At 29.9% G+C, this 17,816-nt stretch carries 12 protein-coding genes; all 12 read right to left on the bottom strand.

Annotated features, from left to right (window positions below; genetic code table 11):
* Positions 1 to 38 precede the first annotated feature (38 nt).
* A complete protein-coding gene (locus VAHSUH02_RS07530; protein WP_005383715.1) occupies positions 39 to 722 on the bottom strand; it encodes an RloB family protein in 684 nt (227 codons plus the stop codon).
* Positions 723 to 724: 2 nt separating this feature from the next.
* Positions 725 to 2,071 (bottom strand): AAA family ATPase, encoded by a 1,347-nt coding sequence (locus VAHSUH02_RS07535; RefSeq protein ID WP_005383711.1) that lies wholly within the window; start codon positions 2,069 to 2,071, stop codon positions 725 to 727.
* Between the two features lie 122 nt (positions 2,072 to 2,193).
* Positions 2,194 to 3,396 (bottom strand): AAA family ATPase, encoded by a 1,203-nt coding sequence (locus VAHSUH02_RS07540; RefSeq protein ID WP_005383710.1) that lies wholly within the window; start codon positions 3,394 to 3,396, stop codon positions 2,194 to 2,196.
* Positions 3,397 to 3,572: 176 nt separating this feature from the next.
* Positions 3,573 to 4,703 (bottom strand): AAA family ATPase, encoded by a 1,131-nt coding sequence (locus VAHSUH02_RS07545; RefSeq protein ID WP_248841635.1) that lies wholly within the window; start codon positions 4,701 to 4,703, stop codon positions 3,573 to 3,575.
* Between the two features lie 393 nt (positions 4,704 to 5,096).
* Complete coding sequence (locus tag VAHSUH02_RS07550) at positions 5,097 to 6,986, bottom strand: LTA synthase family protein (protein WP_248841634.1); 1,890 nt, start codon at positions 6,984 to 6,986, stop codon at positions 5,097 to 5,099.
* A 280-nt stretch (positions 6,987 to 7,266) separates the two neighbouring features.
* A complete protein-coding gene (locus VAHSUH02_RS07555; RefSeq protein WP_005383704.1) occupies positions 7,267 to 8,445 on the bottom strand; it encodes a glycosyltransferase in 1,179 nt (392 codons plus the stop codon).
* A gap of 269 nt (positions 8,446 to 8,714) precedes the next feature.
* Complete coding sequence (locus VAHSUH02_RS07560) at positions 8,715 to 13,211, bottom strand: NACHT domain-containing protein (protein WP_005383701.1); 4,497 nt, start codon at positions 13,209 to 13,211, stop codon at positions 8,715 to 8,717.
* Positions 13,212 to 13,338: 127 nt separating this feature from the next.
* Positions 13,339 to 14,055, bottom strand: coding sequence for a glycosyltransferase family 2 protein (locus VAHSUH02_RS07565; RefSeq protein ID WP_005383700.1), 717 nt, complete (start codon positions 14,053 to 14,055; stop codon positions 13,339 to 13,341).
* Positions 14,052 to 14,456, bottom strand: coding sequence for an HAD family hydrolase (locus tag VAHSUH02_RS07570; RefSeq protein WP_005383699.1), 405 nt, complete (start codon positions 14,454 to 14,456; stop codon positions 14,052 to 14,054). The genes VAHSUH02_RS07565 and VAHSUH02_RS07570 overlap by 4 nt, the downstream gene beginning before the upstream one ends.
* Positions 14,457 to 14,461: 5 nt before the next feature.
* Positions 14,462 to 16,120 (bottom strand): glycosyltransferase family protein, encoded by a 1,659-nt coding sequence (locus tag VAHSUH02_RS07575; RefSeq protein WP_005383698.1) that lies wholly within the window; start codon positions 16,118 to 16,120, stop codon positions 14,462 to 14,464.
* Positions 16,121 to 16,185: 65 nt separating this feature from the next.
* Entirely contained in the window at positions 16,186 to 17,094 is a 909-nt protein-coding gene (locus VAHSUH02_RS07580; protein ID WP_038148876.1) for a hypothetical protein, read from the bottom strand.
* Positions 17,095 to 17,169: 75 nt separating this feature from the next.
* Positions 17,170 to 17,811: a CatB-related O-acetyltransferase gene (locus VAHSUH02_RS07585; RefSeq protein WP_005383694.1), complete on the bottom strand. Its 642-nt coding sequence runs from the start codon at positions 17,809 to 17,811 to the stop codon at positions 17,170 to 17,172.
* Between the last annotated feature and the right edge of the window lie 5 nt (positions 17,812 to 17,816).

The following is a 17,816-nucleotide window of genomic DNA, read 5'->3' on the forward strand; positions in this document are numbered from 1 at the left end:
ATTACATAAAGATTATATATCACATATTTTTTATGTATTCACACTGAATCATGTAATATGTCATTAATAATTTGACCTATATTACTAGTAATTTTACCTTTGCAATCATTAATATCTCGATTCAAAAAGCGCTCTTCTTCTATAGCAATAGTAACAAACTCAGCTAATTTACCTATCGCAGTATTACTTTTTGAATCTACACCAGCCCGTTCTTTTAATATGGTATAGGCTAATTTATTCTTTAATCCTTTTGGGGATAAAAATTCCGAAGCATTTGGCTCAATATATTCAGAAAATCCATTTTCATAATGAAGCAATAAAAATAATTCAAAACAAGGATTAGTGATACCTACAACAAATTTTTCTTGCCTAGCATTTTCAAGAATATCAGAGTAATGAGGTTGCCCACGTTCAAAAACATCCGCATCGAATACGACGACGATAGTGTCTCTTTCACCGTCAAAACAATCTCTAGTTTTATACTCACTCCCAAATTGAACTAATCGTTTAGGTGCGGATATACCCACATCACCTTCGGTTCGCTCTAAAATGCTTATATCAATAAAAGGATGTATGCCTAACTTTCTTCGAATTTTCATTAAGTGCTTAAAATAGGCTACTTCCGTTACACTACCTTCACACAAAAATATATACTTCTTTAAAGGTTCTACTTCTTCTTTATCATCTCGTACATTCCAATTAGAAAATTCTCGAAGGCCCATAATTACTCTCCTTTAATGGACACAATAGAAGATAACACCGGTATAGCACCATATCGCCCTTCTAAATAGGCTTTACTCAATTTGGTATCATAGCGTTCCTTGAATTTAGCAAGAGAATAAATATGACTACAGTTTTCATGGTCTCGTTCTATAAACCAAATTTCATCACGTCTAAATAATTTTAAATCCATAATGCTTGATTCATGAGTAGTAAATAGTAATTGCGTATCAGAATTCTTATGAGTTTCCATAAACAGTTCTAGGAAATGTTTCGTAAGATTAGGATGTAAGCTACGTTCTAACTCATCGATAATATACACCATATGATCTTTATTAGATAATATTAAATCCAATAAATCAAAGATACGTTGTGTCCCATCAGATTCTTCTTTGAAAGAAAAATCGAATGGTGATTCACCATGGTGTAAACATAAAGTCGTAATGTCAGGATGTTCTATATCTTGAAAGTCTATAGCAAAAAACGTATCATGACTACGCATCGTCAATTTGCCACCTTTGAATTCTGTAGTACTTAATTTAATTTTCTCTATCAAATTATTATAGACTTCTATCGGTAAGGACTGTTTTAATTCCTCTTGTGTAATTTTTTTTATCGCCACATTACTAATACCGGTATCAAAATCAGCAAGTAACTCGCTAATTTTTTCTAGTGAGCCTTCTTGGTAGTAATATGAAAAACTATTGAGGATTGTATTCGGTGTAATAATTACAATATGGTTACACAACCAATCATAGATTTCAAATAAAAATTCTAAGCCTTTTAACTTATTGATATCTTTACCATGATTCATAACACCTAAAAATAAACGATTTTGATCTTGTTGAGCAAAATCTTCAGCGTATATGGTAAATCGATTTACAGCATCCTTTGTTAGCTTTAGAGATCCCAACGTAGGCATTGCATTCTCTACTTCGAATAAAAGCTTAGCAGACCCATGTGGCCGTAATTCATATAGCCATTCTCCCGTTATTCTTCCTTCAGATAATAATACGGAAAAACCATATGCATAAAATTTCCCATTAAGTGTAAATTGTAACTCAAATTCACTATCTGTATGTTCATTTTCCGCTTTTGTACGAGAAAAAAATAATCTTGATTCAAAAGGTAATCCATGTTGCAAAGTCCACTGCATAAATCGCAAGATTTCAACCAAATTAGATTTTCCTGATGCATTAGCACCATAAATAACGGCATTCTTTAATATTTTAGTATCTTTAATTTTCCGAACATGACCTGTATGAGTTTGAATCTTACTAGAGGATATCATTGATAAACGTTCTGTTTTATCAAATGATTTAAAATTACTTGCACTAATATTTACTAACATAATTCACCTCCAACTACTCTCATCATACATAAACCAAATACATTTTTCAATATTATTTTTATTATTTGACGAAAAAATCGTTAAATAGTCAATAAAATATAATTCAATATGTAAACAATCAACTACCTAATTTTAATAATATCCGCTAACGCCTGCTCTGCTGCTTTCATAGATGCATATTTAGGCACTGTTCCTTTAATTAAATTACCTAAAATAACATTTGATTTGAGTAATTCATTACGTTCAATTTCATCACTGTATTTAACAGCCTCTAATGTTCCATCATTACGTTTACGAGTAATATAAATATTATCTTTTCTCACAAAAGTATCCAATAGTTCTGGGTAATGAGTTGTAAAAATCAAGCAGGCTCCATGAGGGTTATAATCGCGATTTTCAAATAAAGATAAGATCCATTCTACAAGGCGTTTATTTATATGATTTTCTATCTCATCGAATAAAATATATCCGCCAGTTTTTAATACGGATTGGAGAGCTGGAAAGAAGTGCAATGCTTTTACAGTACCAGAGGATAAGATAGATTCTAACTCATCATAGGATAAATCGTACTCAGAATCACCATCTTTTTTGAATTTCAATTTATATTTATCTTTGCCCTCTGACTGTTCAATACAACTAATCGCACTATCAAAACACTGTATAATCGATACATCAGGAATCATAGGACGTATATTCCGAACCGTATTATATTTTTCAAACGAACAAAGTACCTTTGTTGCCTTATCCTTAAACATGCTCGCAATACTCATATCATCAAGTAAAAACTTAGCATCTTCAAAATCAGTACGTTGATTAACAACCTTAGAGCCTACAAAATTAAATAGATTCTTTTTAGTTAGTTTTGAGAACGATCGTACTTTCAATATCTCATTCTTATAAACAAAATCATATTCTTCGTCCAATGTATATCGTTTTATGATTGAAGATGTTAATTCTAATATTTGCTTACCAATTTCAAACCACATAACAAAAACTATTGGTTTCTCATTTGTACCATCAACACTTCCTATAATTTTCTGAATAATTGGTTTGATATGAGGATCATTTAACCTAGCGTCATTAGCCACAATCTGTAACAACATCTGAATAACCTCTAAAATCGTTGTCTTACCGGTCGCATTAAGACCTGTGAAAGCTATTAAATTTTGGGAATAAATAGACGCTCCACTGTCAATCCTATAAGCCCTTTCTATGTTGTCATTATCAGTAATTAACTGACTCACTTTATCAGTTGCCACTAAATTGATATGTAAATTTTTACCAAACAAATTCGTGTTGTGTATTTCAAATCCTAATAACCGCACTATAACACCTCCTTTTTAATTATTATATCATTTTTATATGATTTAAAACATTTATTTTGTTTAAAACAGAAAATTATACATATAAAAAGATGGCGAAACATGCGTTTCGCCATCTTTGTACATGTACTAAAACTACACTAATATATAAATAAAGTCTTAATCTTGCATCAGCTGGTCTATCGTTTACTGTCATCTTTTTTTAATATATCTTTTATCATCGAATCATTAATAATTTGATCAGCCCCATATAAACCATCTTGATAGTTCTTTTTAATCCCTTTAATACTTAACTCATTATAGTCAAAAACACTATATAGAGTAGATACACCATAATAACTCTTATCTACAAACCAAACTTGGTCAGTTCTTATGAGAGCATCCAATATATCTATATTATGTGTAGTCGCAATGAATTGCGTGCTTGTATCATTCCATTCATTAAAAATACGTAATAGGATATTAACTAATTTAGGATGTAAAAAACAATCAAAATCATCAATTAAAAATAGCTTAGAATTATGATGATTGTCCAAAATCATCATTGATAAAAATAATAATATCCGTGTACTGATACTTTCTGCTTCATAATCAATAGTAAAGCTTCTTCCATCTTTACATTCATATTCAAATTGAAGCAATAATCTAGATTCTAAATTTTGATTATTTTCTTGTATTGGTATGAAAGATTCTTGTATTTTAATATCTTTTATATGAAAATCTACAGCCTTCAAAAAATACAAGACTTTTTCTTTTAAATCAGGATTAGTATATAACGGCTTAAACAATTCCTGGTTGCATAAAACATTATGTCCTAAACCAAGTATAAGGATATCTTGTGCGAACCATTCATATGACTCTTTAGCTTCTGGTACATTATTTGATTGAGCAAAAAACAACAATGGTTGATTAGCTCTTAATGCGCCCTTTAAACCCTTTATTGATGACGGCATAATGATATCATCAACAGTCCTATTAAAAATGATATTATCATTCATAATTAAACGCTCTTCATTAATACTATGAGCATCATAATCTAATTCATAACAATATAAATTTCCATTTTTAATAAATTGAATTTTGAAATAAGTATTACCTTCTCCATTGGCAAAAGAATCAACAGGTAAAGCCTCTAACTCAGAAGATGTGCCATGAACAATAATAGCTCTAAGTAGTTGGAAAGCTCTAATCACATTAGATTTTCCAGATGCATTACCGCCAAAAATAAATGATGATTTAACAACATCTATATCTCTGGATGATATGGTATTTTCTTTAGTATACTCAACAATACCTTCACCTACCTCCATAGAAAAGGTGACTTCTTCTTTAAATGATCGAATATTTTTGAAAGTAAAATCTATTAGCACTATATCACCAACTTATATTTAAGAATTATATTGAACCCTAGTTGCATTAACGTAATTATCGTATAGTAGATAATTTATAATAACATTTACCTACTCTTATAAATACTAATTAAGCATTATTTTTCCAATCCTCTATAAGTACTTTTGCAGCCTTTTCACTAATGCTATGATTATTAGATTTATCATGACTTAATACAAAGGAAGCTAGTTAAATTTGATCTTCTGATGTAAACAAATCTAGGTGTCGTTTATCAAATACTCATCAAAGGAAACTTCTCTATAACAATTGTCAGTTGCTAAAATCTACATGATGGTGATCTTAAAATTTTATATTTAACATTTTAATATTTCTGGATGCCGTACAACCCAAGCTGTCAACTCTACATAAGCTTGTTTTATCTCTTCAAAATCATGACGTTCTATATGTGTAATAGGTGCATCTTGCTGTTTAGAATCTCTCCAGTTAATATCCTGTGCTGTATAGTTACCATAAAAACCGATTTCAGATTGTGTCATCCAATGGTACGGAGTTACAATGTGTTCTTGAGGTTCAAATAAGGAAGGCATTAAAGAATAATATTCAAAATCTTTTGGTGCTATAAGTTCAAAAATAGTAGGCATAATTTGCATATGATCACCAATACTATTTTTATTAATCCAATTAGCATCAATATCCTTATGATACATAGCAAAATATGTACAAAATGATTCTCTAATAGTTTGCTTTCTATATGAAAGCAGAGAATCTGCTATGCCACAGGAATGATCACCTGTGACTATGATAAGGCTATCTTCAAAATGTTCTTTCATATCATCAACGAAACGGAATAATGCCTGTTCTGCATACCAATAAGTACCCAAAGATGCTACTTTACTCTTATTATCTCTTACCTCTTTAGGAATATTTCCAAAAATCGTATCTGCATCCCATCCATATCGTTCAATAGGAATTGTGCTTGGTGAGTGATTAGATGTTGTATAAATAAAATGCATAGTTGGCTCATCATCAGCTGCCAATATGCGTTTTTTTACCTCATCTAAAAATAAATGGTCATACACACCTAGCCATGTAGCAGGTGCATCTTCACCACAAATATCTGGGCCACCAATACATTCATCAAAACCCATTGATGGAGCAAATAAACCTAAGCTAGCCCAAGAAATATTACCTCCATACCAAAGTTTAGTTTTATAACCCAACTTCTTAATTTGTTCTGGCAGAGAAGTAATTATAGTATGTTCCCAAAATTGTGTTTTCTCATTAATTTCTAAATTAGAATCATAAATCCCTGAAATGAGACTTGTAATAGCCGGTTGAGAAATCATGCCTGCAGGCAAAAAATTCTCCATAGAAATAGTATTCTTTTGTGCTTTAAACTTCTTTCCTGCATCGGCAATATGATATTCTGAATAAATATCATCCGTCACAGATTGTGTAAGACTTTCACCAACAAGAATAAAAATATGCTTAGGCTTGGGAATTCGCGGACCTTCAGCTTTTTTTTGTAAAAGCTCTAATGGATTTACTCCTATCTTTACGTCTTTAAATTCTGGAATAACACATAAATTTTTGATAGCTGTATCATCATCATGATTCAATACTTCATTAACATTATGTTTATGCACTAATTCTAATGCAATCAAATCATCAATAACGGCTTTAGCTAAAAATATATCATTTTTAATAATAGCTGGTACAAAATCCCACTCCGGTTTATTACGATGATTCAATGTACCACCATAACGTAACCAATAGAAAACCACTACCGTAAGAATAACTGATATAATTGTTCCCACTACTTGCCCTACAAATGGAAATGTAGGTATCAACAATACCGGTGTTAATAAAGTTGCATAAATTCCTAAAGATGTAATTACTGCAAAGGGAATAAAACCAAGTAAAATCCATAACCCATGATTTTCATTAAAAAATATATCTAGTAGATTCTTTTTATCAGCATTACCACCCAAACGAACTAATTCATTATAAGTATCTTTAAAATGATAATAATATATTAATTTTCCCATAAATGCAGCATATAATACCATCAAATACAATGTTAAAAGTATGGTTCTTACAATATCACCTACCGCGAAATAAGAGGATATAAATGCACCCGGTAAAGAGATAACTAAAAAGGAAACTAATAATACATAAGCATGAAAATCGAGTCCCCACCAAAATCCATAACTAAAGGTTTTAACTAGTTTTTTCTTATCCACCTTCCAATGATATGAGGGTCCATATAGTTTAATAAAAATAAATCTAAAGATAGCACTGATTATAGGTGCCCATATAAAGATTTTTAAATCCTGTTGTAGTCCTATTAGTAATGACTCGAGCATATTTCACCTCTGATGATAGTTATCATTTTATATAATCTACTGAGAACGTAAATATTTTATCCATACATCTTAGTATACAATAATAACAAATAAAATATACAAGTAATATGACAAAACCAGTGAAGTACTAAATAATTACTCCACTGGTTTTTATAATTTATTTAGTTTTACTTGTAGTCTTCAACAATTCCTCCCACTGTCCCCAAATGGATTCAGGGCTGAATTGTTTCATACGATCACGTCCGGCTTGGCCCATGGTAACGCGAAGGTTTTGATCTTGCATCAATCGTTCCAAGGCCTCCGTCAATGGTGTTACCCCATCATCACATAAGATGCCTGTTTCCCCATCGATGATAAGTTCATTAACAGCAGAGCAAGATTTATAGCCAATTGCTGGCAAGCCCATGCTCATCGCTTCTCCTAGTGAAAGCCCAAATCCTTCATAGGCGCTTGGGAAGGCAAATATATCTGCCTTAACGAGTACACTTGGTACATCGGTTGTCGTCCCCATAAAATGAACACGGTCTCCAAGTCCCGCCTTGGATACGATCATATCCAACTCTTTCTTGTAAATCTTGCGGTCCTCTTGGCCCCATAACTCGATATCCCAATTTGGATACTTCTCGGCCAATGGTGCAAATGCCTCAATCAATAAATGTGGTCGTTTATGGTTCTTATCGAGTCGCGCTACAAATACGATTTTGTAACGGTCTTTCACCTGTGAAAGCTCCGCCTGCTCTGCATATTGTGGAATGGCATTACCAATTACAACAGTCTTAGCCTCTGGCAGGTGATTTTTAATATGAGATTCAAAGGATGGCAATAATACTTGATTTACCGTACTCTTTGCAACCGCTTCAACCTCCTCTACAGGATAGGTATGAAAATAATCCTCAGGATCACCATGGCTCATGGTGATAACAGGAATATTTGTTTTCAAATCTAGCAATAACGCCTTTGAGGCTGCTGGTTGATATGACACGATTACGTCCGGCTTAGTTCGATCTAATACAGACTGAAGATGACCTAGTAAATACTTCTTCGTAAACTCATTATTCACACCACGAGCTTTACGCTTATCAAAGGCGCGCAAAATCTCCCGTTTTGCCTTATACCAAAGAGGAATAGAATGACTTTCACCCTCATAATGACATAGATCATACGCCTCGATGCCCGCATCAAGAGGATAATAAAAATCCCCTGTCTGCACATCGCTATATACAAGGCTCACCTCGTGGCCACGGCGCTGCATCTCATTGGCAAACGCAGCCGTCACCTTAGCAAGGCCACCTGTATCGCCTACCATCTTTGTTAAATTTGCTAATAAAATACGCATTACACTCACCTTTTTATTGCTTCTGTCTTTTTATGTCTTCCTACTGTCTTCTTCTGTCTTCATAAAAAACACTATATATAGATTAAATATGATATCTAAATACTAAATATAGTATCCAAATAATATAGAATGAAATGTTCTGTCTTTTTCTGTCTTCCTTCTGTCTTTTTCTGTCTTCCTTCTGTCTTCATTCGATATATAGTCAATTAACTATTACATTATTAATAATATAATAATTCCATAACCACTATTTCATAAATACAAGATAATTATATCATCTGATCAGTAATTTCTCTTATATTCCCCATCTGATACTTATACATATCATCCCAAAAATCTAGACATTGTTGTTGCCCAACCAAATATCTTTCTTTACAGGATAACTCATATACATATGCTAATAATTCATCAAGAGAAGCCGACACACATACAAATTCGTTATCATCATGATGTTGAATAATAAATTTTACTGTTTTACTAAAAAGATTATATATTTCAGATATTTTATATTTATTATCTTTTATAAAATCAATGAATTGATGTAACAAAGCTCTATTAACTCCACCAGAAAATATTGTATCAACAAATTCTGTATCCCTACCTAGTACTATCAATTTTTTTGAAAATAATTGACTAATACCCTTAAAAATATCTAATTTTTGATCCTGCATCATAATATACCAACTTTTAATTCGATCAATATATACTTCATACTGCCAATAAATATTAGCCATTTGCATCATGTTGTATAAATGACTATGAGTTTTCAAAGAATCAGTATTCTGCATATATGACTTCACAGCAGCATCATCTTTCATATATAACTCTAGAATGCAATAATCTGCTAACCGCCGTAACTCAGAATCTGATGAGTGGTAGCATTCTTTAACAATAGATATTATTGATGTTCTATATCCATCATTATATAAACTCATTGGTAGAAAATTGTTATATTCACTATTACATAACCAACAATTTAATAATAAAGAATTAACTATCTCTTTACCTACATCTTTATTTTTATTATATCCACTTATCAAAAACTTTAGATACAAATATTTGTCAAAATTAGAATTAAAATCCATTATGGATAGAATTTTATTCTTATATGACTCGAATATAATATAATCCGTATCAATTAAATGACATATAAGACTAATAAATAACCCCCTTGATGAATTAAGTTCTTCCATTATAAAACTATTTAAATCTTGAGCTTTTTTGATATCAGGATTCCTCACATTATTTAAACAATTATTACGAAAAAGGCCTTCTATAAAATCACGAATGTAACTATATTTATATAAATTAATTCTTTTATCTATCAGCTGTATCAAATACTTAGTTAGATTTCCTCTAACATCCAAAAAATTAGTGCATATATGAGATATAAATAAAGACAGTTCTTCATCAGATAACTTAGATAAAACTTTTTCATCAGTTAACCTAGAAAGTGTACATTCAATATATTCAATATTAATATCATTTCCAATAGATATAATTAAATTTACCATTTCATTTGTTTTTTCTTCTATCTTATGTGATAACGCATAAGAAATAGTTGATGTATTATTTTCTATTAATGAAAGCTGATTATATCTTCGTTTGGTACGATTGATATCTATTTGCTTATTAGTTAAAAGCTTTTTCCAATCAATCATAGATAATTTTTTAAAAGGAATAGAGGCTCTAACATATCCACTTACTATTTTAGTCTTAACCCCTACTTCAATACCATTTGGATACTTTCTATTTAATACACTAATAATGCCTTTCACCTTTTTATTTAATCGATTAGTATCAATACTATTTAAAATATTATATTGAAAAGCCCCCCAACAACTATGATAAGCATTTAAATATGAAAATCTTACCTTACCATTTCGTTCATTGTGAATATATTTAAAATGAGATTTAGATATATATTTCAATACTTTATCAATAAAATATGATAGTGTTTCATTTTTAACTGTACTAGTATGTTTATGAATTACATTTTTAACCACAATTAGTGCATTATCATTGTTACTACTATAATCAAACATATTCTGTTTTATATCACTGACTAAGTATATGAGAATTCCTTCACTATATTGAGTTGAAATAATTGAAAATGTAAATAAAATAATTTCTTTATATACATAGTTATCAACATTCCAAAGCTGCTTAATATATATCCAAATATTTGATTCATCAATATCACATAAATTTTGTATTGCAGACTTAATTATTTCCACTAATAATCTCTTATAAGAAAATATTTGTTTATTAGCAATCCAATTTCGATTCTCTAAATTATTAATATCTAATGGTATTAATTCAATCAATTTTTGTAATTGACCGACTGATATATGCACATCTAATGTAGAATAATCTTTATAAGGTTCACCAATATCATCATGTACTATTGATATTTTAAGTAATTCAAAAAATCTAAAATCATTATTCTTTATTAGTGATTTTAAATTTTCCATAACACTATAAGAATCAAAAAACTCTTTATAATATTCAACCCTTAATAGGAAAAATTCATCACAATCATAGCTACATTCTTTATAAAATATATTACTAAATTCACTCTTACTCTCAGGAAACAATTTAAAAAATTTATTAATTAACTTCGTACAAATAGGACTAGTATTACATTCTACTGTTCCTAATAGCCATATAACCTTTCTCATTAATTCTTGATTTAAAAGAAATCGTTCGAAAACTTTTAATTCAATTAATCTTTCTATAAGGATTAAATTCCCCCTTATAGCTTCTTGTAAATAAATCCCCCACTCTTCATCAAAGAAATTGTTACTAATATATGATATTATTTTTTCATTAATCTCATCGATTTGACCTATAATTTCAAAGAAAACATGTTTAACATAAAATCTAATATTTTCAGACCTTAAAAGAGTTTCACCAACTTCTAAAAACTTAATAGCTTCTTGGCTATTATATAATTGATCCAACATCATCTGAACTTGATATCGCCTCCATGGTGTTTGTTCAAATTTTGATCCAATTATCTCCTCTAAAGAGTTCCCCATTAACAATTGTTTCAGCATATCTTTAGCTATAAAATAATCAAATACAGATTGATGTATATAGCTATAACTATATCTATCATTAATAATAAGGCCCTCTGACTCCAATTGATTTAATATGGTGCTATAATCCTCTAATACTATACATGGAACTGAAAATACTTGATTAGTCACACAATACTCACAAAATTTACGAATACAACTATTAATATCGGTATCTTTTATATCAAGCTTTTCTACTATAGATTTCTTAATTTGAGATATCCAAGTATCTAGTAATTGACTTTGTGTCTGAAAGTTTCTACTACTGTTATTCGATTTTAATTTAATATCCAGCCAAATTTTCAAATTTAAAAATCGTTTTAATAATTGCTTCGTCCTTTTATTTAATTGATTATATTCATCACCAATTACGAAATGTATTTCATCATCTGATAAATTTTGAACTTCAAATCTAGAAAATAATTCATTATCAGTAATATCTTTTATATATTCACTGTATTCTAAATCATAGGATCGTGTCACTAATACAAGCCGTATAGGTGCAGAAGTTCTATTTTCATTAATACGCATAATAGTATTAATAATTTCTCTACAAATACAGTAAGATTCATGATAATTTCTAGAAGTCCATCTCATAGTATCTAACTGGTCTAGAATAATAATTGGAGACTGATATTCATATACTTGATGTATAACATCAACTAAATTAATCGGTAAATCCAATTTGTCATGACTCCAAGTATCTAAGCTATTATCTGGACTACAATCTTTTAAATTAATTGCAACATATGGTTGCTGATTAGCTTCACATTTTTGCATTAAAGAAAATAATAATCCTGATTTACCAATACCTGCACTACCATGAATAATTGTAAATACATTTTTATTAACAACTTTATAACATTCATTATAACAATTGCGTTCTACAAACTCATTTTTAGAAAAAGGATAATTCGCTTTAAATCGATCATTTAACGACTTAATCTTTCCTATAACTTGACTGTCATTTCGTAAATTTCTTAATTGTAAGTTATTTCTATTTAACCAATCTCCAATAATTTGACTATCAATAGAATGTGAATAATTATTTTCATTCAATAATATTGTAAGTAAACTTTTATAAACTAAATCTTTGTCAGTTAAAAATAGAGATTCTATGGTACTTATATTCATTTCATGAAGAGTAGAATCACTTATCTGTCTTATATTTATTCGTTTTAAATATGATAATATTCTATTATAATCATCATCTGTATATTTCTCTAAATCACCTATTAACTCTCTACAAATACTCTCAAAGAGTTTTCGAGTATCTTTCCCAGCATTTACTATTTGATAATCATAAAAATCTTTACCACAATTATTTGAGTTTCTAGCTTTATCACTTAAATCAGCCAACCCTTTAAATGTTAACGGAGAAACAAGACTAACTTCGTTGCTATCATTTATCGATAATTTATCAATCCAACGACTAATAATATTATTTTTTTTCAAATCACTTATAGTCCAAGAGTCTTTTCCCGCATTACTCGCTTTACACTGATGATAATCGTAATAATCTTCCTTTATTACGCTTACATCGACACCATCTGAACTAGGACCAATAGGTTCCCAAATAAAAGACCTAATATTTCGTTTTATTACTTGAAGAATTTGACATATTACCCACTCATATTCATATTTATTTCCGTCTTTATCTGCTTTCCCACCATGCTCTAATGACATAGTATCCCCCTATATCAAAACTATGAAACATCTATTTTATTTATTGTATCACTATTTCTATTGTATCAGCATATTTTTTCAATACTAAAAAGAAGGCCTTAATCAAGACCTTCTCATCTCACCATTATTAATTTTTAAGATTCTTAAAAACTTCTACTTCTTCTGGTGTCCCCAATACATGAACATACTCAGGTTCAATATCCTGTATACGTACGTTCATCCCATGTTGAATCATCCAATTATACATAGGTGCAATATATTGTTCTCCATGTTCTAAGTAACCACTCTTTACATATAGCTCATCATAAATCTCTTGGTATAACCGAGCCGTACGGAAATAATAAGCACCAATAGTACAGTTATCAGAAATACGTGTTTTTTCTCGTACCTCTATCGCATTTCCATTTGAATCTAATTTAACAAAGCTCCAATGATCTCCATCAGCTTTAAAACAAGGTATAAATCCATCACCAGTTATCTTACCTATATTCATTTGGCCTGCTTCAACATAGGTATCTATATTGTAAATAAATATTGGTTTAGATTCATCACAATAAGGAACTGCTAAACTTGCTGTTTCAGCTTGTCCTTTAGTGAGTCTATCTAGTTCAATAATCTTATAGTTTGGAATACCTATCTTTGCACATTCATTTTCAATAAATGATATTGCATTATCTTCTTTACGTACTAAGAATATAAATGTTTCTTTTTTGAAAGCATCCATACTTATCATAGACCACTCAAATAAAGTTTTCCCTTTAACTTCTATTTGATATTTTGGAACTGTATATCCTGCTTTTTGAAAGCGAGATCCAAGACCACCCATGGTAATTACAATATTCATTTGTGGGCCTCCCGACTTGATTGTTTACAAATAGCTAGTAATTCTTCTTCGCTATACTTTAAAAATTCATCAGGACGTACAGAACGATCATCAACATAAAATCCTCTATGCCCAGGCCAAGGCTTTCCATAGATAATTTCATCATAAGGAATATCCCATTTATCCAGCCAATTTAATAATACTTTAGCTGTATTAGCATTAATAAGACCTATTTGCCCTTGGTATGTTCTCATATTTCTAGAAGTATTAAGTACAATTGTGGCACCTGCGTCTTTATAGTCTCTCATTTTAGCTACCATCTCTGCATCAGGTATAATATCCTCATATTTTTCATTTTTATCTTTAATAGGGCAAATTGTACCATCTATATCAAATATAATTCGCAAGTCCTTTTTATCCATACCGTTTATCCTTCTATCTCACGAATAACCTGTTCCAATAACATAACACCTGTAGCTAACATCGCAAATTGACGTTGCTTATAATCACTATGTAAAGGAATCATACTGAGAAATAACGTAGCTTCAATTAATCTAACAGCTTGTATATTATCTATGCTTTCACGAAAAACATCTAAAAATACATTAGTGATATTATCAATTTGTTTATGCACATGATACTCAATAGTATTACCGATAACATCAATATCAAACATATCCTCAATGATAAAATCATATTTACCTTCTAGTGTATGCATGAGTTTAGCTAATTCATATCTAGCATCACCATAGATATCAAATGTTCCAAATTTGCCTCTAGGGTCAATGACACGTATAAAATCATAGGTATCTTCAATTAAAATATTAGCAAAACACAAATCCCCATGAATAATATTAAACTGACCAGTAAACGTATAAACAACCAGCTTTTCAATAAGTTGTGGCAACATTTTTAGATATTCATTTAACGAGCGATATTCTTTTTCATTTATAGTAATTGTATTTTCAAAAAAAGAATGAAAGTCTGGTTCATTCCGCATCATATCTAAGCGATCAAATGTTTTCTGTAAATAAATATCTCTTAATGCTGCTTCAAATTGAATTCGTTCACCTGTTACTGTAAATTTACCCATATCATTAATAGCAAATAATAACTTTTGAAAAATGGCTTGCCATTTAACAAGTGGTAAATCACCGAATACTAAACTTTCATGTAACGTATGATATCCATAATACTCCATACTTACATAAGGATCTGTTAGATCTAACGAGTAATCATATACACGAGGTAGCAAATACTGTAACTTATTAGGAATTCGTAAATACCAACGGATTTCATTTACTAATTTTTCTTTATTTTCACTTTTCTTTTTTAGAATACCCCGCTGCTCATCAATCTCAATCGAATTAAAAGAACGAGCAGCTACGCTAGTAGTAGCTTTTGAGTAGTTATCACTATGACCTACATCAAACCAATTCTGACTATGCAATATAGTAAATGGATACTCTTGACTATAAGTAAAGATAGCTTGATAAAATGTATCCATATCAGAATGTACATTGCTATACTGTTTAAGTAACTCTAAGAAATAATGAGGATTTGTAAAACCAAAGAGTCCTACAAAAATTCCTGAAAAATTAGAAATTTGATGATTTTCAGATAATGGACATTTATCTAATATATCAGTGATTATTCCATTATTATCCTTAAAATACGTCCACTCATCAGTACTCATACCTGATGCATAGTAAAAGAAATTATGGTTATTTATTGGTACATGTTCATCCAATAAGAAGTCTGCAAAGTTTACATATATATAATCTATTAACGGTTCCTGACCAAGAATAAATTCCATACCATATTGAATTGTATAACCTAAATCTCTTAGCTCATCTAATTCAATAATACGAATTGGTAATTTCTTAGAATTAATGTAGTCATTTATAAGTAGTTGTTTTCTTTTAACAACAATGTAAATTACATCTACAATATCCTTATACTTATCGTAAAGACGTTCAATCATCGTCTTATTTCCTAACGGAAATAGTGCTGTTGGTAACTCCCCAAACTTATTACGCATATCAGATGGTACTAATAATGCACTAGGTATCAATAATGCCTTCATGAGCTTCCCCTCAACATGAATAAATTATAATTAAAATGCTCATATTCCCTGTAGCATACTACTTATTAATCTGAATAAGGACGACCAGCACAAATATTTATTTCAAAATTACCTATAGATAATCTAATAGAGAATAACTTATATAAAATAAAGACTAAAAACTCTATTTTTAAAAAATTTCTATGTAATTTAAAACGTACTATACGACTCAACTTAGATTTAAAACTCATAGGCCTAATAAGAGTCCATCCTGGATAATTAATAATATACGTATCTAATTTCTGTTGATTTGCTATATTAAATATAATATGTTCCGGCATTGTTACTTCTAAAGAATTTTCAATTCTCTTTAATTCTTGTTGTGATCCATTCATTATAGATTCGATTACAGGTAACTTACCAAAAAACATTAAATCATTTCCGCCTAAATTAAAATATCGAATATTTACTTCTGATAAATCTTTTGCAAAAGTAAAAAGTGATTTATCCAATGTTTCTTCAGGGGCACATGATTCATATAATTCAATATTTAATGGATCTAATAAAACAATATCTGGTCGTATCATTACAACCATATCATATTGAATATTATTTTTTAATGCATATTCCTTACATAGTGAAAAACTATTTTTCATACTATGATACATAGAATACAATCCAAACATTGACACTTCAACACCATATAAAGATACTCTTTTATTTTTTGTACTAACTTTAACATTACCTAAATCTTGTACAACTTGTTCCTCAATTTTAATACTCTTAAATTCACCATAGGTATCAATAATCGCTGATTCCTTCACTATACCTTTAATCTCTGTATTCTCATGATGAGTCTTAGTATGATGATTGTACGTAGACCATGTATGCATAAATAAATCACAGTCATATCTATTAATCAAGTTAGTTTTTATATGCGGAGCACACTTTTTAAATGTTCTCAAATGCCCAAAAAAACAAACCGCTATTTTCATAACTATTCCCCTATTATTTCCAATTAGCATCAAACAAACGATTTGGATAATTACTATCAACTATAATAAATTGTTTTATACTTTATATCTAGCAATAAAATCTTCAACATTAGACCAATACTGCATACTATTCAAAATCTTATCATCATTCCATTCCCACCATTTCATTTTTAATAAAGATTCTACAATATTATCGGAAAATCTTTGCCTTAATACTCTATTACTGCCTACTACAACAGTATATGGCTCTACATCTTTAGTAATTATACTTCCTGCACCTATAACGGCCCCATCACCAATAGTTAAGTTACTTCTAATGATACTATAAGCGCCAATCCATACATCACTTCCGATTCTAATACTTTTTAAAGTATTAGCAGGATTAATTTTTTTATCTAATAATGTATTCCAAGTACTTACATAATTAATCGGATGACCATTTCCCACAAGACGTTGGTCTATTCCAATTGAGCAAAAACTACCAACAGAATGTATTTCCTCTGTTTTTAAAGATCTATATCCATAAGTATACTTTCCTACTGGAAAGTTTAAAAATTTATCATAATAATATCTAGCCAAATTATCTTTCCAGCCGTATTTCTTTCTAGAATATTTATACACCCATTCTGGTGGATTAGTTGTACCTCTTAGCTTACGAGTTACGTCTAATAATATCCGTTCAAACTCAGTAATTTCATATTTATCTTTTAGTTCCATAAATA

It is taken from the genome of Veillonella atypica KON, assembly GCF_002959915.1.
Taxonomy (GTDB): domain Bacteria; phylum Bacillota; class Negativicutes; order Veillonellales; family Veillonellaceae; genus Veillonella; species Veillonella atypica.